Genomic DNA, 19,523 nt, shown 5'->3' on the forward strand with positions numbered 1-19,523 from the left:
GGTTCAGGGCTGGATGCGGGAAAGGTCGCGGTCGAAGCGGGCCGCAGCGCTTTTTCCGCAGGTGGTGGAGTAGCCCCTTATCCACGCCGCACGATGCAGTTGCAGCAGCCATTTGCTGTCTTCCTTGTAGCGCAGAATGTGCTGCAGGTTGCGTCGCCGCTTCCAGGGGGCAAGTGGGCGGTTCTCGATCTTCATATCCGAGAGATCGATCAGACCGAGTTCACCTTCCGGCAGCTTCAGCACATTGCCCAGATGCAGTGACCGGAAGTAGACACCCAGCTGGTGGAGCTGGCCGAGAAAGGCGCCGAATTGCTCCACATCCTTTTCCCGCGCTGAATCGTCGAGCGTGCGCCAGCGGTTGCGCAGCGTGTCTCCCGGTAGTGGTCGGTACTGGACGGCATTGAGCTTGCGGCCAGGAATCAGCATCAGCTCCTCGATCATCGGTGCGGCGATGCCGAGCTCTCGCAGTCGCTCCGCATTGCGGGCGAAGCGTCGGGCGGGTGGCGACCAGAGGGCAGAAGAGAGCAAGCGCTTGCGCCGGTAGAGCTTGAGGAAATCGCCATTCGAGAGGCGTGCCACCTTCAGGCCAAGACCATCTTCTTCAATGATATGGGCGCCGAGCAGCAGGGAGTCGAGCTGTGCTTCGCTCAGGATCTTCATTGCTTTTCCAGGGCTCGTTGGCTGATGGACAGGGCGGCGACCAGCGAGAGCGGAATCCAGATCAGGAACCAGCTCTCGTTGGGACGCGAGAGGAAGCTGCTGCCCTCGGTAAGGCCGGCGGCGAGTCCATAGATGACCAGGGCCGAAGCAATCTTGAAACCACCGTGCTGGCGTTGGCTGAAGCAGCGCCAGAGGCCGCAGCCGTACATCACCACCCAGAATAGAAGCCCGACAAGCCCCAGTTCGAGGATTACGGCGATCTCAACATTGTGCGGGTCGCTCATGCTCAGGCCGAGGCCCTCGGCATGGAAGGTGAAGCGACTGTCATAGCCGTAGCCAAGCCAGAGATGTTGTGCTGCCTGACCGAGCGCATTACTCCAGAGCTGCGGGCGGAAGGAGACCCCGCGCTGCAGTAGTAGATCTGGAAGTGTCAGGAAGCTCACCAAGGCAAGGACGCTTCCTGCAGCCATGAGATAGACGCTTCGGCGCGGTGCCATAATGAGCATCCAGATGCTCATTATGGCAAGCGCCATCAGCGGTGTGCGGGAGCCAGTTGCCATCAGGGCCGCCAGTAGTGGCAGGCATAGAAGTACCGAGATCCAGTCGCGACGGACGTCCCGCGTCAGCCACACGGCAATCCAGTAGGCGCAGAACATGCCGAATACGTGCGACGTCAGCAGTGGATTGCGCAGTGCTCCAACGCCAATTAGACGCCAGTCCGGTGGTGGGGCCGTGGCGTAGATGACCAAGTTGACTAGCGCGGCCAGTGATGCAACCGTGGCCCCCACTTTCAGTGCCTTGAGAAGCAGCTCTTGATCTTCCAGGGCAATCAACGTGCAGCCTGCAAAGAGCATGAATACGTACAGCGGGCGTTTGCCAAGCCCGCCGCGCTCAACGTCAGTTCCCGACCAGCTCAGGCTTAGCAGGAGCCAAGCGGCAAAGAGCAGGAAGGCAATCAGCATCGGCTCACGAGCCAGGGTACCCAGCTTGCGCGGGCGGTGGATGAGAGCCAGCAGCGCAGGGACGGCGACCATGCCGTAAAACACCTTGGTGTAGAGGCTGCCATTGGGCAACCAGAACAGCCCGGTGAGCAGTGCCAGGTATCCCAGCACGAGCCAGCGATTGATGATGAAGTGAGAGATCGAAGGCGCTGAAAGCCTGGGGAACATAGGAATGGACTGCACTGTGTGAACCGATGCTTCACGGCAAAAGGCCGGCATTTTAGCATCCGCGAATAGGGGTGGGTTCCTCTGTGATAAGCTTTGCAACCTTTCGACAAAGTCGACGCGTGAGCGCATGTCCGATCAGCACCCTGAAGCCTCCCGGCCCTCCAGCCTCAAGATTTACCTCCGTTTGCTGGGCTATGTTCGTCCTTACACCGGGATGTTCCTGGTCAGCATCATCGGCTACATCATCTTCGCTTCGACCCAGCCGATGCTGGCGGGCATCCTCAAGTATTTCGTGGATGGCCTGAGCAATCCGAATGCCGTCCTGTTCCCTGACGTTGCCTACCTCCGCGACCTGAAACTGCTGCAGGCGGTGCCGCTGCTGATCATCCTCATCGCCGCCTGGCAGGGGCTCGGTTCGTACCTGGGCAACTACTTCCTTGCCAGAGTTTCTCTCGGCCTGGTGCATGACCTGCGTCTTGCCCTGTTCAATAGCCTGCTGGCCTTGCCGAACCGCTATTTCGACAGCCACAACTCCGGGCACCTGATCTCGCGCATCACTTTCAACGTGACCATGGTCACCGGCGCGGCCACCGATGCGATCAAGGTGGTTATCCGCGAAGGCCTGACCGTGGTCTTCCTGTTCGGTTACCTGCTGTGGATGAACTGGAAGCTGACGCTTGTGATGGTTGCCATCCTGCCGCTTATCGCCCTGATGGTGAGCAGCGCCAGCAAGAAATTCCGCAAGCAGAGCAAGAAGATCCAAGTGGCCATGGGGGATGTCACCCATGTGGCTTCCGAAACCATCCAGGGCTACCGGGTGGTGCGCAGTTTCGGTGGCGAGGCTTACGAGTCCGGCCGGTTCAGGACCGCCAGCGAGGACAATACCCGCAAGCAGCTCAGAATGACCAAGACCTCGGCTGTCTATACCCCGATGCTGCAGCTGGTGATCTACACCGCGATGGCTGCGCTCATGTTCCTCGTGCTCTTCCTGCGCGGTGATGCCAGCGCTGGTGACCTGGTGGCTTACATCACTGCTGCCGGCCTGTTGCCGAAACCGATCCGCCAGCTTTCCGAGGTCAGCTCCACTGTGCAGCGCGGCGTCGCCGGTGCGGAAAGCATCTTCGAGCAACTGGATGAAGAGACTGAGGTGGACCGCGGCTCCGTCGAACGGGAGCGCGTCAGCGGCCGTCTGGAAGTACGCAATCTCAGCTTCCAGTACCCCGGCACCGACAAACCGGTGCTGCAGGACATCAGCTTCAAGGCCGAGCCTGGCCAGATGGTTGCTCTTGTGGGGCGCTCCGGCAGCGGGAAGTCCACGCTGGCCAACCTGATTCCGCGCTTCTACCACCACGAGCAGGGGCAGATCCTGTTGGATGGCGTGGACATCGAGGAATATCGCCTTCGCAATCTGCGTCGACATATCGCCCTGGTGACACAGCAGGTAACGCTGTTCAACGACTCGGTGGCCAACAACATCGCCTATGGCGATCTTGCCGGCGCGCCGCGCGAGGACGTCGAGCGGGCCGCTGAGGCCGCCTACGCCAAGGAGTTCGTCGACAAGCTTCCCCAGGGCTTCGACACAGAAGTCGGGGAAAACGGTGTGCTGTTGTCCGGTGGCCAGCGCCAGCGTCTGGCGATTGCACGGGCTCTGCTGAAGAACGCTCCAGTGCTGGTGCTGGATGAAGCCACCTCGGCCCTCGACACCGAGTCCGAGCGGCACATCCAGGCCGCCCTGGACCGCGTGATGGACGGCCGCACTACGCTGGTCATCGCCCACCGGTTGTCCACCATCGAAAAGGCGGACCTGATCCTGGTCATGGATCAGGGACGCATCGTCGAGCGTGGCAACCACGCGGAACTGCTGGCGATGAACGGCTACTATGCCCGGCTCCATGCCAATCAGTTCGCCGAAGAGGCTCAGCCGGAAGCGAGCTGAGCCGCGAGCGGGGGATAGCCATCACCCCCCGCGCCCCTCAAGCGGTTCCGATGCTCCCGGGTAGGTCAGGCCAACTGACCTGCTATGGTATGATCCGCGCCGATTTTGACGTCCGGAGACTCCATGAAACTGTCCATGCCCCGATTCGATCAGGCCCCCGTTCTGGTGGTGGGCGACGTCATGCTTGACCGGTACTGGCATGGCGGCACCTCGCGCATCTCCCCCGAGGCCCCGGTTCCCGTGGTCAAGGTAGAGCAGATCGAGGATCGTCCCGGCGGCGCCGCGAACGTTGCGCTGAACATCGCGGCACTTGGCGCCCCTGCCATGCTGGTGGGTATCACCGGCGCCGACGAAGCGGCAGACAGCCTGAGCGACAGCCTCAACGCTGCAGGCGTGGACGTGCATTTCCAGCGCCTTGCCGAGCAGCCGACCATCGTCAAACTGCGCGTCATGAGCCGTCACCAGCAACTGCTGCGCATGGACTTCGAAGAAGCCTTCGGTACCGACACCGAGGCGCTGGCGGCACAAGTCGAGCGCTTGCTGCCCCAGGCCAGGGTCCTGGTGCTGTCCGACTATGGAAAGGGCGCACTGAAGAACCACCAGGTGCTGATCCAGGCCGCACGCCAACGCGGCGTGCCGGTACTGGCGGACCCGAAGGGAAAGGACTTCAGCATTTACCGTGGTGCGAGCCTGATCACCCCGAATCTCAATGAGTTCGAAGCCATCGTCGGCGGCTGTGCCGATGAGGCGGAGCTGGTCGCCAAGGGCGCGGCGCTGATGCAGGAACTGGAGCTGGGAGCCTTGCTGGTCACACGTGGCGAGCATGGCATGACCCTGCTGCGTCCTGGTCATTCCGCGTTGCACCTGCCGGCCCGCGCCCGCGAAGTGTTCGATGTCACCGGCGCTGGCGACACCGTGATATCCACCCTGGCCGCCGCCCTGGCCGCGGGCGAAGAACTGCCGCAGGCCGTGGCGCTCGCCAACCTCGCCGCAGGCATCGTTGTCGGCAAACTGGGCACCGCCGCCATCAGTGCTCCGGAATTGCGCCGTGCTGTGCAGCGCGAGCAGGGTTCCGAACGTGGTGTGCTGAGCCTGGACCAGTTGCTGCTGGCCATCGAGGATGCCCGCGCCCACGGCGAGAAGATCGTCTTCACCAACGGCTGCTTCGACATCCTCCATGCCGGCCACGTGACCTACCTGGAACAGGCCCGCGCGCAAGGCGATCGCCTGGTGCTGGCGGTCAATGACGATGCGTCGGTCAGCCGCCTCAAGGGGCCGGGCCGTCCGATCAACAGTGTCGAGCGCCGCATGGCTGTGCTGGCTGGCCTGGGCGCGGTGGATTGGGTCGTCAGCTTCCCCGAGGACACCCCGGAGCGCCTGCTCGGCCAGGTCAAGCCAGATGTCCTGGTGAAGGGTGGCGACTACGGCATCGACCAGGTGGTAGGTGCCGATATCGTGCGCGCCTACGGTGGAGAGGTGAGGGTGCTCGGTTTGGTGGAAAACAGCTCCACCACAGCGATCGTCGAGAAAATCCGTAGCAAGTGATCCCGTCCGACTGGCAACTCTGCCAGTCACAGATGTCGGCCCGGTCATAGGCGTCCGGGTCGATGCCGAACATCATCCCGGCATCCTCATCCTGCATGGAGTGCGATGCCGATGTTCCCCAACGCACAGGGCCGCGCGCTGGCTTTGCTCAATCGCGTAGCCCAGTCCCATTGGCCTGACCGCCTCAAGCTGCGCAAGACCCTGGAGAAGCTCCTCTACGGTGGTGCCCGTGCCGGCTTCAATCTCGCTGCCCGGCGATCCCGCCAGCAGTCGCACTCGGTCCGCGCGGGTGAGCTGTTCGATCTCTCCCTCTCCGACGAACAGCGGATGCTGGTGGAGATGCTGGAGGCCTTTGCCCAGGAAACCCTGCGTCCGGCGGCCCACGAAGCGGACGCCCGGGGTGCGGTGCCGGCCGGACTACTCAATCAGGCCCATGCGCTCGGGTTGGTGCATTACGGTGTCGGTGAGGAGCTGGGCGGTATGGCAGGCGAGGGCGCCATCCTTACCAATGCATTGATGGCTGAGGCGCTGTCCAAGGGCGACTTGAGCCTGGCGGCCGCTCTGCTGGTACCGCTGTCAGCCGCCAATTGCATCCGTCGCTGGGCTTCACCTGAGCAGCAGGCGGCCTGGTTACCCGCTTTCCTCGATGGGCGGTCTGTGCCGCGCATGGCCATCGCCGTAAACGAACCGACGGTCCTGTTCGACCCCCACAAGCTGTCCACCCGCGCCCAGCGCAAGAGAGATCATTACCTGCTGAACGGTGAGAAATGCCTGGTGCTCGACGGGCTGGACGCCAGTCGCATCATCGTCGCCGCCAACACCGACAACGGGACCGCGCTGTTCCTAATTGATGCCGGCAGCAAGGGGCTGGAGTTGCGGCCGGAACCTGCAATGGGTCTGAGGAGCTGCGGCACTGCCCGCGTTCGCTTGAAGGGCGTGCAAGTCCCGCTTGAGCGTCGTCTGGCTGCCGTCGACTTCGACTACCAGGCGTTTCTCGACCTTGGCCACTTGGCCTGGTGTGCCCTTGCCCTGGGAACTGCCCAGGCTGCGCTGGACTACGTGATCGGCTATTGCAACGAACGGATGGCCTTCGGTGAACCCATTAGCCATCGCCAGGGCGTGGCGTTCATGGTCGCGGACATTGCCGTCGAACTGGACGCCATGCGCCTGATGGTCTGGCGCGCTTGCGCCCGTGCCGATCGGGTAGAAGCATTCCAGCGCGAATCCTACCTGGCGCGCCTGCTATGCGCCGAAAAGGCCATGAAGATCGGCACCGATGCCGTGCAATTGCTCGGTGGCCATGGTTTCACCCAGGAACACCCGGCCGAGCGCTGGTACCGCGACCTGCGCGCCATCGCCGTGATGAGCGGCGGCCTGCATTTGTGAGGAAGGCAGCATGAACCTGGAAATCCCGAAGAAATTCCGTGGCCTGAGCCTTCAGGCCCATCAGGTAGCGGCACAGTACTTTCGCCCGTTGTCACGCAAGTACGACAAGGCTGAGCATGCCTATCCTCGCGAGCTGGATCTGCTGGCGGCAATGCTCGATGGCATGAACGCCGGTTCGCCGGAAGCCATCGGGGCAGGCTCTGCCAGCAAACGTGGCGCAGGAACGCAGGAGGGGGTGCGCAATAGTGGCAACTTCTCCGCGCTTCTGGGGGTGATGGAGCTGTGCTGGGGCGATGTCGGCCTGCTTCTGGCCATGCCGCGCCAAGGGCTGGGAAACGCCGCCATCGCTGCGGTCGCCAATGAGGAACAGCTTAAGCGCTTCCGGGGAGCCTGGGCGGCCATGGCCATTACCGAGCCTGGTTGCGGCTCGGACTCGGCCGCCATTCGCACCACCGCGGTAAAGGACGGCGACCACTACGTGCTGAACGGCGAGAAAATCTTCGTCACCTCCGGCGGGCGCGCCGATGCGGTGGTGGTATGGGCCACGCTGGACCGCAACCTGGGACGTGCGGCGATCAAGTCCTTCGTGGTGGAGAAGGGCACGCCCGGTATGAAGGTGACGCGCCTGGAGAAAAAGCTCGGCATCAAGGCTTCCGACACTGCCTCCATCAGCTTCGACGACTGCCGTGTTCCCGCGGCCAATCTCCTCGGCAATGCCGAGATTGATGTCCAGAAAGGCTTCGCTGGGGTGATGGCGACCTTCGATAACACACGTCCGCTGGTGGCTGGAATGGCAGTGGGCGTTGCCAAGGCCGCGCTCGATCGAACCCGTGAGTTGCTGGCCAAGGCCGGTTGCCGGTTCGACTATACAAAACCGCTACTCGCCGCCAGCCATGCAGAAGCCACGCTCTATCGCCTGGAGGCCGAGTGGGAGGCGGCGCGGTTGCTGGCCCTGAAAGCTGCCTGGATGGCGGACAACCGGCTGCCGAACTCCAAGGAGGCCTCCATCGCCAAGGCCAAGGCCGGGCGAGTGGCCAATGAGGTCACGCTCAAGTGCGTGGAGCTGGTCGGAGCCCTGGGGTATGGCGAGGACGAGTTGCTGGAGAAATGGGCGAGGGATTCGAAGATCCTCGATATCTTCGAAGGCACCCAGCAGATCCAGTTGCTGATCGTCGCCCGACGGCTATTGGGCAAAACCTCCAGCGAACTGAAGTGATGGCGCGAAGCGGGCGAGCCTAGTGTGGACGGGGTGCCTTGAGCGCCCCGGTGGTCAGCAGGCGATCTTCTTTCCCAGCGGTCGGGCCGTCCCGACCCGCGCCAGCCAGTCGCGCCAGCGCACGCGCTCCTCGTGCACCAGCCAGCCATCCTGTTCGGCAAAGCTCTCCGACAACCAGATGCCACGGGTACTGGCGGCTTTGAACTCACCGTTGCGCAGAGTCAGCAAGTCACCGGTCGGCAGACCCTGGTGCAGCGGTAGCAAGTAGATGTCGGGCCGGCGCCGCTCGAGGCTCGCCACCAGTTGACTACCTTGCAGCACTTCGTCCACATGGAAGAGGCTGATCTGGTGGCTGTCCCGTGGCAGGTCCAGGCGCAGGTCGTAGACCAGCTGCAGCGAGGCCGTTGGCAGGTGCACGTAGGCTTCGGGCCGCTCCAGCAGGATCAGCTTGCCGTTGCGTACCGGACGGGCGGCGCCGGAAAGTGGGCTGAGGCGGAAGTGATTGGCATCGCGGTAGCGCAGTTCACGCTGGTAGGGCGTTGGCAGCCAGGTATCGGCGAAACGTCCCCCCAGCCATCCCTCCGGGGTTTCGATCAGGCATTCCTCGGCCACTTCCTGGATGGCGGTGAGGAGCGGCAGGTTCAGCTCATGGGCCGGTACATACCCGGAAATCAGCTTCAGCACGGTGTCGCCGCGATCCTGCCGGCGCTGACGCACCAGCAGCCAGTAATCGCGGCCCTGCAGGTTCAGGGTGAGCCGCACCGAAACGCCAAGGTTCGCCAGCTCCACCGCGAAGCGCTGGTTGTCATTCACCTTCACCGGACGACGACGCTCGAGCATCTGGGTGAAGTTCAATGGCCGGCCAAGACTCTGATAGCTGAGGGCGTCAGCGCTGGCTTCGACATGCAGCGGTAGGGTCTTGAACGCGCTGGGGTCCTTGCGTGCGAGGATTCGCGGCATGTCGGCTCCTTCTGGCAGGGGTCGGCTAGTGGCTTGGCAGGGCTCGTTTAGTGGCGATGGGCTCCGATAACGGCAGCGGCCGTCGCGACATTATGGGACAGATGCAGCGGATTGATGGTCCCGATTATCGCGCCGGTCACCCCGGAATGACCGAAGATCAGTTCGAAGCTGGCACGTACTGGGTCCACCCCGGCGTCGAGGCAGGCATGGCCGCTGGCGAGGCCCTTCTTGATCAGGATGCCCTTGTTCTGTTGCAGGGCGAAGTCCAGTACCGGCTTCTCGCCCTGCTCGTTCAGGTTGTAGGTGACCATGGCGCAATCGCCTCGCTCCAGGGCGAGGAGCCCGCCGTCCACAGTCTTGCCGGACAGGCCGAAGGCGCGGATCTTGCCGGCCTGCTTGAGCTCGGCGAGGGTTTCGTACACACCGCTGTCGCGCAGGATGGCCACGTCATTGCCGTCCGAGTGCACCAGCACCAGATCGATGAAGTCAGTTTCCAGGCGCTTCAGGCTGCGCTCGACGGAAAAACGCGTGTGTTCGGGGCTGAAGTCGAAACGGGAAACGCCAGCCTCGAACTCTTCACCTACCTTGCTGACGATCACCCAATCCTGACGCTGCCCGCGCAGCAGTGGGCCGAGGCGTTCCTCGCTGCGGCCGTAGGCCGGGGCAGTGTCGATCAGGTTGATGCCCAGGTCGCGGGCCAGCGCCAGAAGCTGGCGAGCTTCGGCATCGTCGGGGATGGTGAAGCCGTTGGGGTACTTCACGCCCTGGTCGCGGCCCAGCTTCACGGTGCCCAGCCCCAGGGGGGAAACCATCAGGCCGGTGCTGCCCAGGGGACGATGGAGGTTGTGCAGGCTGCTCATCCCAGCAATTCCTCCCAAACGGGTTGCGCCACAGGTGGGCGGGGCAGGGCCGGCAGCGCTGGATTGGCGGCCGGGCGCAGGCCGTCGCGCTCGAAGGCGGCCAGTACGCGGTCGGCGAAGTCGGGCGCCAGGGCCAGTTTGGTCGGCCAGCCCACCAGCAGGTGGCCCTGTTCGCTGAGGAACGCGTTGTCCGGACGTACCAGGCCGCTCTGGGCCGGCTCGGCGCGATCCACCCGCAGAGTTGCCCACTGGGCGGCGGACAGGTCGATCCAGGGCAGCAGCTGGCGCAGTTCCTGTTCGGCGGCGGCAATCTGTTCGGCTTCGTTGCGGGCAACACCTTCGGCCTCGGCGAGGTCGCCGCCGAGGTACCAGACCCATTGGCCGTCGGCGGCCGGGTGGCTGGTGACGGTGATGCGCGGCTTCGGTCCGCCACCCAGGCAATGGGCATAGAGCGGCTTCAGGCTGGGGGCCTTGACCATCACCATGTGCAGCGGTCGGCGCTGCATGGCCGGCTGGCTCTGGCCCAGGGTTTCGAGCAGCGCCTGATTGCCGGCGCCGGCGCTGAGCACGATGCGTTGCGCGCGGACTTCACGGCCATCGAGGCGCAGGCCGGTGAGTTGGCCGTCTTCGAGCAGGGGCTCGACCTCACGGGCGGCCAGGAGGCCATCGCCGGCCAGTTCCGCGAGGCGATTGATCAGGCTCGGCACGTCCAGCACCAGTTCGGCCAGGCGATAGACTTTGCCCTTGAATTTGGGGTGCTGCAACGCAGGAGGGAGTTCGCTGCCCTTCACCTGATCGACCCGGCCGCGTACCGCCTTGCTGGCGAAGAAGCTGGTCAGGTTGCCTGCCAGGGTGCCGGGGGACCAGAGGTAGTGGGCATCGGAGAGCAGACGCACGCTGCGCAGATCCAGTTCGCCGTTACCGGCCAGGGCCTCGCGCCAGCGGCGGGGCATGTCGGCGATGGCTTCGGAGGCACCGGTCAGAGCACCGTGCAGGGCGTACTTGGCGCCACCGTGGATGATTCCCTGGGACTTGACGCTCTGTTCGCCGCCAAGGCTGGCCTTTTCTACCAGTAGCGTGGCGAAGCCCTGCTGGCGCAGACGGGCGTTGAGCCAGAGGCCGGCGATGCCGCCGCCGAGGATTAGCACATCAGTGGAAAGGGATTCGGCCATGGGTCGCAGGCGCCTCGAAAAAAACAGGGGCGCAGTATAGCGCCCCTGTTCGTGAAGCTGCGGGAAGAGGCGATTCAGTGCCCCGTGCTGTTGGAGAACAGCTGGATCACCACCACGCCGGATACGATCAGGCCCATGCCCAGCACGGCTGGGGTGTCCAGTTTCTGCTGATAGAGCACCAGCGCGGCGACGCTCACCAGCACGATGCCGAGACCGGCCCAGATGGCGTAGGCGATGCCCACGGGAATACTGCGCACCACCAGGGTCAGCATCCAGAAGGCGATGGCATAGCCGCCGATCACCAGGATCAGGGGCAGTGGTTTGTTGAAGCCATCGATGGCCTTCATAGAGGTAGTGGCGATCACTTCGGCGGCAATGGCGATAGCGAGATAGATGTAGCCGGTCATGGTCGGACCTCCTGTGCGATGGGCGGATTCTAGACTTCCGGATGATGGGATAAAGTCATTACCCATCTGGTTGGAAGATAGGTTGATGGTCATGCAATGGAATCTTGAGCAGATCCGCCTGTTCGTCGGGGTTGCCGAAGGCCAGTCCTTTTCTGCCGTAGCGCGAAAGCTGCGGCGCGCCCAGTCTGCCGTCAGTAGCGGTATCGCCGCGCTGGAGGATGATCTTGGTGTGCAGCTATTCGAACGCAGCAGCGGCCGCCAGCCACGTTTGACGGCGGCGGGCGTTGCCTTGCTGGAGGAGGCACGCGAAGTGCTGCGCCAATGCCAGCGACTGGAAGGCAAGGCGCAGGGGTTGGCCAAGGGTGAGGAAGCCCGCCTGCGATTGGCCCAGGACGAGGCGATGCCCTATCAACCTGTCCTGGCCAGCCTGGAGGCGCTGGGCACGGCGTTCCCTCTGCTGGAGGTGCAGCTGGCTGCCAGTGCGCAAGGCGAAGTGGCGCGCAAGCTGCTGGAGCGACGTGCCGACCTCGGCCTGCTGTTCCACCACGAGCAAATGCCCGATGCGCTGGAGCGCCAGCGGCTCGGCACCATCGAGATGGTCACGGTCTGCGGCGCCGGCCACCCCCTGGCCAACAGGAATTATGCCGAGCGCAGCGAACTGGCGCGGCACCGACAGATCCTCATGTCGCCGCAGGACAGCCACTATCCTGGCGGCGAGCAGATTGGCCCGCAGGTCTGGCGTGCTGACAGCTTCTACGTGATGGCTGAACTGTTGATGCGTGGGCTGGGCTGGGCCTGGTTGCCGCGCCATGTGGCCCAGTATCCGGCCTACCAGGGACAACTGGTGGAGCTGCGCAGTGACTGGACGCCGCCATCGTTGGTGGTGGAGCTGGTTTGCCGTCGCGACGAGGCACTGGGGCCGGCGGCGCTCTGGCTGGCCGATAGCCTGGCGGAACACCTGCAAGCCATGGGTTAGTGCGATCGTCGGCGAGTCACGCTAAGCTCCGCGCCCATGAATCGCACCCTCTATACCCTGCTGTTCCATCTCGGTCTGCCTCTGGTAGCCGTGCGCCTGGCCTGGCGCGCCTGGCGTGCGCCGGCTTATGCGCGGCGCATCGGCGAACGCTTCGCTTTCGGTCTGCCTGTGGTCAAGCCAGGCGGCATCTGGGTCCATGCCGTGTCGGTGGGCGAGAGCATTGCCGCCGCCCCCATGGTCCGCGCCCTGCTGGAGCGCCACCCGGACCTGCCCGTCACTATCACCTGCATGACGCCCACCGGCTCCGAGCGCATTCGCGCGCTGTTCGGCGACAAAGTGCAGCATTGTTACCTGCCTTATGACTTGCCCTGGGCGGCTGCCCGTTTCCTTGACAAGGTGCGGCCGAAGCTGGCGGTGATCATGGAGACCGAACTCTGGCCGAACCATATTCACCAGTGCGCCCGTCGCGGCATCCCGGTGGTGCTGGCCAATGCGCGGCTGTCTGAGCGTTCGGCTCGTGGCTATGCGCGATTCGCCAAACTGACAGCGCCCATGTTGGCCGAGTTGAGCTGGATTGCCGTGCAGACCGAGGCTGAAGCCGAGCGCTTCCGCACTCTGGGTGCGCGCCCCGATTGTGTGGGCGTGACCGGCTCGATCAAGTTCGACCTTCGCATCGACCCGGCGCTGCTCCAGCGCGCCGCGGAACTGCGCCGCCAGTGGGGCGCCGAGTCGCGGCCAGTCTGGATTGCCGCGAGCACCCATGCCGGGGAAGACGAAATCGTCCTGGCCGCTCACAAGGCCCTCTTGAAGCAACGGCCAGACGCGCTGCTGATCCTGGTACCGCGCCATCCGGAGCGCTTCGGTTCGGTGTTCGAGCTGAGTCGTCGCGAAGGGCTGGCAAGCGTGCGCAGATCCACCGGCGCACCCGTTGCCGCAACAGACGCCGTGCTGGTCGGCGACACCATGGGCGAGTTGCTGTTCCTTTATGCGTTGGCCGATATCGCCTTCGTTGGTGGCAGCCTCGTGCCCAATGGCGGTCACAACCTGCTGGAGCCGGCAGCCTTAGGCAAGCCGGTGCTCAGCGGCCCGCATCTGTTCAACTTCCTCGAAATCGCCGCGCAGTTGCGTGATGCCGGGGCACTGGCCGAAGTGGCTGACGCCGAACAGTTGGCGGCGCAGGTGGAGGGGCTCTGGGCCGATTCCAGTCGTGCCGGGGCCATGCGCGAAGCGGGACTGGGTGTGCTCAAGGCCAACCAGGGCGCGCTGGAGCGGCTGTTGGGTGGGATTGCGCGGCTGCTGTGATCCCGTAGGGCTTGAAGGGCAGACCTTCGGCCTGCTTGGCGAATGAATTCGCCCCTACAGGAAAAGCCCCTGACTGGCGGTGCTATTCAGAATGTCGGCGGGGTGATGACCCAAAGGATCAGCGCATCCTTCTCGCCGGGATTGCCATAGCGGTGCGGTTCCTGGCTGGAGAAGCTGAAGCTGTCGCCTTCCTGCAGACGGAAGTGCCGCTCGCCGACCCAAAGCTCGAATTCGCCGCTGAGCACATAGCCGGCTTCTTCACCCTCGTGGCTGTAACTCTCTTCGCTGTAGGAGCCGGGCGGGAAGCGCGAATGGAGCATTTCCAATTGGCGCAGGGGCTGCGGGCTGAGCAGCTCGTCGGTGATGCCGTCTTCGTAGTGAAGGCTGGTTCGGGCGTTGCGCCGCACGACGTACCCGCGATCGGCTTCTGAGGTGGGCGCTTCGCTGGCGAAGAACCATTGGATCGTGACGCCCAGGCTGCGAGCGATATTGAACAGCGCTGGAATCGAGGGATAGGCCAGGTTGCGTTCCAACTGGCTGATGTAGCCGGCCGTGAGCTTGCTCTGTTCGGCCAGCTCACTGAGGGTCAGGCCCCGACGTTTGCGCAGCGCGCGGATGCGCGTGCCGAGGAACTGGCTCTCGGCGTTGGCGTTCGGCGATGGCAGGCTGGGGCTCATGGTTCCCTCCATGGGACAGAATCGCGGCATTGTATTGCAGCCGCGATCACCGGCGACACTCAGATGCTCCAAGCCAACTTCAGCCCCTCGTAAATAGCCTCTTCCGCCGTGCGTGGCGCCAGGCAGTCGCCGATTCGGTGAAACTCCACCAGTCCTTCCAGCTCATTGCCCAGGTCGTCCACCGGCTGGTGGCCCTGGCAGAGCACGAGGGTGTCGACATCCTCGAACAGCATTGGCTCGCCACAGGCGGAATGCGTCATGTACACGGTGTTGTCGTCGCAGCCGTAGAGGCGCGCATAGGGGGTGATTGGAATGCCCATCTTGTGAAGCTCTCCGGCCATCTGATCGCGCACGTAAAGGGGCAGACTCTCGCCGCAGTGGGTGCCGCTCACCGCCAGGCGCACCTGATGGCCATTGCGTGCCAGGCGTTCGGCGATGCCGGGTGCGACCCAGTCGCCGCGCCAATCGGTGACCAGCACTGAACGGCCAAGTTGTACCTCTTCGCGCAGCACCTGCCAGGCATCTACCACCTGCAACTCGCCGCCTCGCTCGAAGGGAGGCCAGTAGGGCTTTGCCCCGGTGGCGAGCACCACCAGGTCAGGACGCTCGCGTTCCACCAGGGCACGGTCGACGCGGACGTTGCGTTGCACCTGCACGCCGGCCAGTTCCATCTCCCGTTGCAGGTTGGTGGCCGCACCACCGAATTCCGCGCGTCGAGGCAGCAACTGAGCCAGCAGCACCTGTCCGCCGAGTTGGTTGCCAGCCTCGAAGAGGGCCACCTCATGGCCACGCTGGGCAGCCACGGCGGCGGCCTTCATGCCTGCCGGCCCACCGCCCACGACCATCACGCGCTTGCGCACAGTGGCAGGGCTCGGTGTTCCGTAGGTCAGTTCACGACCGGTTTCCGGGTGCTGGATGCAGGAGATGGGATAGCCACGGTGGAAGTGGCCGATGCAGGCCTGGTTGCAGGCAATGCAGGCACGCACATCGTCACTGCGGCCGTTGGCCGCCTTGTTCGGCATCTGCGGATCGCAGATCAGTGCGCGGGTCATGCCACAGACATCGGCCTGGCCGCGGGCGAGGATGGTTTCGGCTTCCTGGGGCTGGTTGATCCGCCCGGTGACGAAGAGCGGGATGTCCAGGCGTGTCTTGAAGGTCCAGGCGGTGGAGGCCAGGTACGCAGCTTCGATGGCCATGGGTGGCACGATATGGATGGCGCCGCCGATGGAGGCGGACGTGCCCGCCACCAGGTGCAGGTAGTCGAGTTGTCCTTGCAGGGCGAGCGCGGCGGAAAGGGATTCGTCTTCGGTCAGGCCTTCCGGGTCGCGTTCGTCGGCGGAGATGCGCATCCCGACGATGAAGTCGTCCGGGCAGTTGGCGCGCACGGCTTGTATCACTTCGCGGACGAAGCGCAGGCGGGCGTCCAGATCGCCGTTGTAACCGTCCTCCCGGCGGTTCACTCGTGGATTGAGAAACTGTGCGGGCAGGTAGCCGTGACTGGCGACAATCTCTACGCCGTCCAGGCCGGCTGCACACAGTCGACGGGCGGCGGCGCCGTAGCCGGCGACTATTTCATCGATCATCGACTGGCCCAGGGCTCGTGGCATCACTCGGAAACGCTCGTTGGGCGAGGCCGAGGCGGACCAAGCCACTGTCAGCAGGCCATCGCTGGACTCCATGATTTCCCGGCCCGGATGGAAGATTTGGGAGAGCACCACCGTGCCTTCCGCATGGCAGGCGTCGGCCAGGCGCCGATAGCCTGCGATGCAGGCGTCGTCGGTGGCCATAAGCACATGGGAGGTGTAGCGCGCGCTGTCATGTACTCCGGCCACCTGCAGGACGATCAGACCGACCCCGCCCTTGGCGCGAGCGCGGTGGTAGGCGAAAAGCTGGTCGTTGACCAGGTTGTCGGCGGGCATCGAGGTGTCGTGCCCACTGGACATGATCCGGTTCTTCAGGCGTTTGCCGCGGATTTCCAGGGGCTCGAACAGGTGCGGGAAGGTGGCGCTGGACATGGAGGCTCCTGAGGCCTGGCGGCCCTGCTTGTTCTTGTGGAGTCATGAAAATTTACCTTAAGTAAAAAATCAACTTGTTTTTTTACTTTGCTCTGACTTAGCTTCGAATCGGCCCGAGCCGGGCAGGCTTCACGACAACAACAAGAGGAGAAGCACCATGTGGCAGTCTTTCGTCCCTCACCTGGGCAACGAATCGCACCCCTGTTCCGTTCCTGGTTCCAGTCATGCGGCCCGCCTGCTGGCCGGATTGGCGCTCGCTTGCAGCCTGGGGAACGCCCAGGCGGATGACAGCATGGTGGTGGTGGGCTACGGCGGAGCAGGGCAGAAGGCCCTGAGCGACGCTTTCTTCAAACCGTTCGCCAAGGCCAGCGGAGCGCCGCTGACGGAGAGCGAGTACAACGGCGAGATGGCCCGCATCAAGGTCATGGCCGATACCGGCAGTGCCGATTGGGACCTGGTGGAGATCGAGGCGCCTGATCTGGTGCGTGGATGCGAGGAAGGCATGTTCGAGCGCCTGGACTGGCAGCGCATAGGTGGCGCCGACCAGTTGATCGCCGATGCGGCCCAGGAATGCGGTTCGGCCACTATGGTCTGGAGCGTGGCGCTCGCCTATGACGCCGGCAAACTGGCCGAAGCGCCGAAGTCCTGGGCGGATTTCTGGGATGTGCAACGCTTCCCGGGCAAGCGCGGGCTGCGCAAGCGTGCCGTGTACAACCTGGAGTTCGCGCTGCTGGCCGATGGCGTCAAGCGCGAGGATGTCTACAAGGTGCTGGGAACACCGGCAGGCGTGGAAAGGGCATTTGCCAAGCTGGACCAGCTCAAACCTTACATCCAGTGGTGGGAAGCGGGCGCGCAGCCCGTGCAATGGCTGGCTGCCGGCGACGTGACCATGACCTCGGTCTACAGCGGGCGTATCGCCGCGGCACACCAGGACGGCAACAATTTCGCGGTGGTGTGGCCGGATAGCCTCTATGGCATGGATTACTGGGCGATCATCAAGGGCTCGAAACACGTCGAGCGCGCCCACCAGCTGATCGCCTTCATCAACAAGGCCGACAACCAGGCCGACTATGTCAAACGGATTCCCTACGGCCCGGTCAACCAGCAGACCTTCGATCGCCTGGATCCGGCACTGACCGGCTGGCTACCCAGTGCGCCACAGAACATGGCGCAGGCCCTGCCCATGAATGTGGAGTTCTGGACTGACCACGGCGAGGATCTTGAGCAGCGCTTCAATGCTTGGGCGGCAAAGTAGGAGCGAGTTCATTCGCCAAGCAGGCCGACGGCCTGTTTGGATCAGGGCATCGCGAATTGAATCGCTCTCACAAACCTTTTCACAAACCAACGAAAAAGCCCGGCATGAATGCCGGGCTTTTTGCGTCTGCAGCGGAACTCAGTATTCCGGGTCGCCTTTCAGGCTGGCTTCTGCTGCCTTGGCCAGATCCGGCGGGAGGAAGTCCTTGTCCGGATCGTAGTCGGGCTTGAGGAATGCGGCCAGGGCTTCCAGGTCGCCCGGGCTCAGGGTGCCGGCGGCTTGTTTCAGGCGGAGGTTGTCGAGGATGTAGTCATAGCGCGCGTTGTTGTAGTCGCGCACCGAGCTGTACAGCTGGCGCTGGGCGTCGAGCACGTCGACGATGTTGCGAGTACCCACCTGGTAGCCGATCTCGGTGGCTTCCAGGGCGCTCTGGTTGGAGATGATCGACTGCTTGCGTGCCTTCACCTGCTCCACGTCGGTGTTCACCGCGCGGTGGAAGTTGCGGGTGTTCTGCACCACGTTACGGCGCAGACTTTCACGCTGCTGCTCGGTCTGGTTCAGACGCTGGTAGGACTCGCGTACTTGCGAGCTGGTCAGGCCACCGCTGTAGATCGGGATGTTCAGCTGCAGGCCAATGCTGCGTTGCTCCACATCGCTGCCGAAGGTCTGGGTGTTGCCGGTGGTGTTGCTGAAACCGAGGCTGTCGTTGTCGCCCTTCTGGTAGCTGGCTACAGCGTCCAGGGTCGGTGCGTGGCCGGCCTTGCGCTGGCGCAGGGTTTCTTCAGCAGCGTCGACGGCGTAGTTGGCGGCCTGCAGGTTGAGGTTCTGCTGCGCGGCGGTGTCGACCCACGCCTTTGCGTCGTTGGGTGCGGGCACCACGACCGGAAGGGTATGACGAATGCCCTCGATGGAGGGGTACTCGCGGTTGGTCAGGGTCACCAGGGCCTGGAAAGCGTCGTCGACGTTTCGCTCGGCGATGAGCCGGTTGGCGCGGGAGGTGTCATAACCGGCCTGGGCTTCCAGCACATCGGTCTTGTCCGACAGACCCACATCGAAGCGCTCGTTGGCCTGGTCGAGCTGGCGCTTGAACGCCGCTTCCTCGGCCTTGGTCGAAGCCAGGTTGTCCTGGGCACGCAGTACGGCGAAGTAGGTTTCCGCAGTCTGCAGGATCAGGTTCTGCTGGGTCGCGGAGAAGTCCAGGGCGGCCTGCTCGGTGGTGGACTCCGCTGCCTTCAGCTGGAACCAGCGGTCGGCACGGAAAATCGGTTGGCTCAAGGTCGCCTGGTAGGCGATGCCGCTGCGCGAAAAGGTGCTGGATGGTTCGTCCAGTTTGGTCCGGGTGTCGTTGGCCGTGGCGCCGCCGTTAATCTGCGGCAGCAGGCCGGAGCGAGCCTGGGGTACGGCCTCGCGCTGCGCCTCGTAGTTGGCGCGGGAGGCGGCGAGATCGGCGTTGTTGTCGACGGCGTCCTTGTAGACGGTCACGAGGTCCGTCTTGGCTGACAGGGGGGCATCTACGGCCCAGGCAGTTCCGGCAAAGGCGGAAGCCACGGCGATGGCCAGCGAGAGTCTGCGCAGCATGATCAATCCTGGATTCTGAGGTGTCGGGCAAGGCTACGGGGCCGCTGGGAGCGGGTCAAGACGCCCCAGCGGCGGCCTCAGTGTAGTTTGCGACAAGCTATGTTGCCTGCCTGCAACAATCCCTTTCTGTTGAGTTACTTGCGTCATTTCTCGACGCGCTGGTCACGTTATTCTGACCGCTGGGTTGGTTTTCTTGGGGAAGCTTGTTTAGACTGCGCGGGTTCTTGTCGGGGTGCCTCGAATCGGAGGCTGAGATCGGAGAGTTCCGGATCCCGTTGAACCTGATCAGGTTAAAGCCTGCGTAGGGAACAAGATGTGCCTTCCCAGTCCGAACTCCGGAAGGCCCCTCTCGGCACCAGTCCCGGTGCACTCTCTTTCAGGTTCGCTCCGACATCACCCCAGGAGCCAG

General features: G+C 63.9%; 16 protein-coding genes and 1 riboswitch. Of the genes, 7 read left to right on the top strand and 9 right to left on the bottom strand.

Going from position 1 to position 19,523, the window contains the following annotated elements:
• Window positions 1–3 precede the first annotated feature (3 nt).
• A complete protein-coding gene (locus tag E8E75_RS19585; protein WP_256672861.1) occupies window positions 4–660 on the bottom strand; it encodes a lipopolysaccharide kinase InaA family protein in 657 nt (218 codons plus the stop codon).
• Entirely contained in the window at window positions 657–1,880 is a 1,224-nt protein-coding gene (locus E8E75_RS19590; RefSeq protein ID WP_280359649.1) for an O-antigen ligase family protein, read from the bottom strand. Before E8E75_RS19590 ends, E8E75_RS19585 begins: the two co-directional genes overlap by 4 nt.
• 76 nt (window positions 1,881–1,956) lie before the next feature.
• Between E8E75_RS19590 and msbA the strand changes: the two genes are divergently transcribed.
• From msbA to E8E75_RS19610, 4 genes are all read left to right on the top strand, one after another.
• Window positions 1,957–3,765 carry a lipid A export permease/ATP-binding protein MsbA gene (gene msbA / locus E8E75_RS19595; protein WP_153918134.1) on the top strand — a complete coding sequence of 603 codons (1,809 nt, stop codon included), beginning with the start codon at window positions 1,957–1,959 and terminating at the stop codon, window positions 3,763–3,765.
• Between the two features lie 123 nt (window positions 3,766–3,888).
• Window positions 3,889–5,310 (top strand): bifunctional D-glycero-beta-D-manno-heptose-7-phosphate kinase/D-glycero-beta-D-manno-heptose 1-phosphate adenylyltransferase HldE, encoded by a 1,422-nt coding sequence (gene hldE / locus E8E75_RS19600; protein ID WP_153918132.1) that lies wholly within the window; start codon window positions 3,889–3,891, stop codon window positions 5,308–5,310.
• Between the two features lie 111 nt (window positions 5,311–5,421).
• A complete protein-coding gene (locus tag E8E75_RS19605; RefSeq protein ID WP_153918130.1) occupies window positions 5,422–6,696 on the top strand; it encodes an acyl-CoA dehydrogenase family protein in 1,275 nt (424 codons plus the stop codon).
• Window positions 6,697–6,706: 10 nt separating this feature from the next.
• Window positions 6,707–7,912 carry an acyl-CoA dehydrogenase family protein gene (locus tag E8E75_RS19610; RefSeq protein WP_120654206.1) on the top strand — a complete coding sequence of 402 codons (1,206 nt, stop codon included), beginning with the start codon at window positions 6,707–6,709 and terminating at the stop codon, window positions 7,910–7,912.
• Window positions 7,913–7,966: 54 nt separating this feature from the next.
• Here E8E75_RS19610 and E8E75_RS19615 read toward each other — a convergent pair whose 3' ends face one another.
• The 4 genes from E8E75_RS19615 to E8E75_RS19630 all read right to left on the bottom strand — a co-directional run bounded on the left by E8E75_RS19615 (window position 7,967) and on the right by E8E75_RS19630 (window position 11,311).
• Complete coding sequence (locus tag E8E75_RS19615; protein WP_120654207.1) at window positions 7,967–8,872, bottom strand: metal ABC transporter ATPase; 906 nt, start codon at window positions 8,870–8,872, stop codon at window positions 7,967–7,969.
• A 47-nt stretch (window positions 8,873–8,919) separates the two neighbouring features.
• Window positions 8,920–9,732: an aldo/keto reductase gene (locus tag E8E75_RS19620; protein WP_120654208.1), complete on the bottom strand. Its 813-nt coding sequence runs from the start codon at window positions 9,730–9,732 to the stop codon at window positions 8,920–8,922.
• A complete protein-coding gene (locus E8E75_RS19625; protein ID WP_120654209.1) occupies window positions 9,729–10,904 on the bottom strand; it encodes an FAD-dependent oxidoreductase in 1,176 nt (391 codons plus the stop codon). The genes E8E75_RS19620 and E8E75_RS19625 overlap by 4 nt, the downstream gene beginning before the upstream one ends.
• A gap of 74 nt (window positions 10,905–10,978) precedes the next feature.
• The gene (locus tag E8E75_RS19630) at window positions 10,979–11,311 is read right to left on the bottom strand and encodes an SMR family transporter (protein ID WP_120654210.1); all 333 of its coding nucleotides are present in this window, start codon (window positions 11,309–11,311) and stop codon (window positions 10,979–10,981) included.
• A gap of 91 nt (window positions 11,312–11,402) precedes the next feature.
• Between E8E75_RS19630 and E8E75_RS19635 the strand changes: the two genes are divergently transcribed.
• Together E8E75_RS19635 and waaA are read left to right on the top strand one after the other, a co-directional pair.
• Window positions 11,403–12,287 carry a LysR family transcriptional regulator gene (locus E8E75_RS19635; protein WP_120655334.1) on the top strand — a complete coding sequence of 295 codons (885 nt, stop codon included), beginning with the start codon at window positions 11,403–11,405 and terminating at the stop codon, window positions 12,285–12,287.
• Window positions 12,288–12,323: 36 nt separating this feature from the next.
• A complete protein-coding gene (gene waaA / locus E8E75_RS19640; protein ID WP_120654211.1) occupies window positions 12,324–13,589 on the top strand; it encodes a lipid IV(A) 3-deoxy-D-manno-octulosonic acid transferase in 1,266 nt (421 codons plus the stop codon).
• An 86-nt stretch (window positions 13,590–13,675) separates the two neighbouring features.
• Here waaA and E8E75_RS19645 read toward each other — a convergent pair whose 3' ends face one another.
• Together E8E75_RS19645 and E8E75_RS19650 are read right to left on the bottom strand one after the other, a co-directional pair.
• Window positions 13,676–14,296: a cupin domain-containing protein gene (locus E8E75_RS19645; RefSeq protein ID WP_120655335.1), complete on the bottom strand. Its 621-nt coding sequence runs from the start codon at window positions 14,294–14,296 to the stop codon at window positions 13,676–13,678.
• Between the two features lie 29 nt (window positions 14,297–14,325).
• The gene (locus tag E8E75_RS19650; protein WP_153918128.1) at window positions 14,326–16,281 is read right to left on the bottom strand and encodes an FAD-dependent oxidoreductase; all 1,956 of its coding nucleotides are present in this window, start codon (window positions 16,279–16,281) and stop codon (window positions 14,326–14,328) included.
• Between the two features lie 157 nt (window positions 16,282–16,438).
• Between E8E75_RS19650 and E8E75_RS19655 the strand changes: the two genes are divergently transcribed.
• Window positions 16,439–17,536 (top strand): ABC transporter substrate-binding protein, encoded by a 1,098-nt coding sequence (locus E8E75_RS19655; protein WP_256660902.1) that lies wholly within the window; start codon window positions 16,439–16,441, stop codon window positions 17,534–17,536.
• A 138-nt stretch (window positions 17,537–17,674) separates the two neighbouring features.
• On the opposite strand, the gene E8E75_RS19660 is transcribed toward E8E75_RS19655, so the two are convergent.
• Window positions 17,675–19,114 (bottom strand): TolC family outer membrane protein, encoded by a 1,440-nt coding sequence (locus E8E75_RS19660; RefSeq protein WP_120654213.1) that lies wholly within the window; start codon window positions 19,112–19,114, stop codon window positions 17,675–17,677.
• A 218-nt stretch (window positions 19,115–19,332) separates the two neighbouring features.
• A riboswitch (TPP riboswitch) is annotated at window positions 19,333–19,439 on the top strand.
• Window positions 19,440–19,523 lie beyond the last annotated feature (84 nt).

This window comes from Pseudomonas sp. BN606 (assembly GCF_029873115.1).
Lineage (GTDB): Bacteria > Pseudomonadota > Gammaproteobacteria > Pseudomonadales > Pseudomonadaceae > Metapseudomonas.

What these genes read in the sequence shown, in the direction of transcription:
- E8E75_RS19585 (WP_256672861.1), bottom strand. Translation starts at nt 660, where the DNA reads ATGAAGATCCTGAGCGAAGCACAGCTCGACTCCCTGCTGCTCGGCGCC.
- E8E75_RS19590 (WP_280359649.1), bottom strand. Translation starts at nt 1,880, where the DNA reads ATGCCGGCCTTTTGCCGTGAAGCATCGGTTCACACAGTGCAGTCCATT.
- msbA (WP_153918134.1), top strand. Translation starts at nt 1,957, where the DNA reads ATGTCCGATCAGCACCCTGAAGCCTCCCGGCCCTCCAGCCTCAAGATT.
- hldE (WP_153918132.1), top strand. Translation starts at nt 3,889, where the DNA reads ATGAAACTGTCCATGCCCCGATTCGATCAGGCCCCCGTTCTGGTGGTG.
- E8E75_RS19605 (WP_153918130.1), top strand. Translation starts at nt 5,422, where the DNA reads ATGTTCCCCAACGCACAGGGCCGCGCGCTGGCTTTGCTCAATCGCGTA.
- E8E75_RS19610 (WP_120654206.1), top strand. Translation starts at nt 6,707, where the DNA reads ATGAACCTGGAAATCCCGAAGAAATTCCGTGGCCTGAGCCTTCAGGCC.
- E8E75_RS19615 (WP_120654207.1), bottom strand. Translation starts at nt 8,872, where the DNA reads ATGCCGCGAATCCTCGCACGCAAGGACCCCAGCGCGTTCAAGACCCTA.
- E8E75_RS19620 (WP_120654208.1), bottom strand. Translation starts at nt 9,732, where the DNA reads ATGAGCAGCCTGCACAACCTCCATCGTCCCCTGGGCAGCACCGGCCTG.
- E8E75_RS19625 (WP_120654209.1), bottom strand. Translation starts at nt 10,904, where the DNA reads ATGGCCGAATCCCTTTCCACTGATGTGCTAATCCTCGGCGGCGGCATC.
- E8E75_RS19630 (WP_120654210.1), bottom strand. Translation starts at nt 11,311, where the DNA reads ATGACCGGCTACATCTATCTCGCTATCGCCATTGCCGCCGAAGTGATC.
- E8E75_RS19635 (WP_120655334.1), top strand. Translation starts at nt 11,403, where the DNA reads ATGCAATGGAATCTTGAGCAGATCCGCCTGTTCGTCGGGGTTGCCGAA.
- waaA (WP_120654211.1), top strand. Translation starts at nt 12,324, where the DNA reads ATGAATCGCACCCTCTATACCCTGCTGTTCCATCTCGGTCTGCCTCTG.
- E8E75_RS19645 (WP_120655335.1), bottom strand. Translation starts at nt 14,296, where the DNA reads ATGCCGCGATTCTGTCCCATGGAGGGAACCATGAGCCCCAGCCTGCCA.
- E8E75_RS19650 (WP_153918128.1), bottom strand. Translation starts at nt 16,281, where the DNA reads ATGTCCAGCGCCACCTTCCCGCACCTGTTCGAGCCCCTGGAAATCCGC.
- E8E75_RS19655 (WP_256660902.1), top strand. Translation starts at nt 16,439, where the DNA reads ATGTGGCAGTCTTTCGTCCCTCACCTGGGCAACGAATCGCACCCCTGT.
- E8E75_RS19660 (WP_120654213.1), bottom strand. Translation starts at nt 19,114, where the DNA reads ATGCTGCGCAGACTCTCGCTGGCCATCGCCGTGGCTTCCGCCTTTGCC.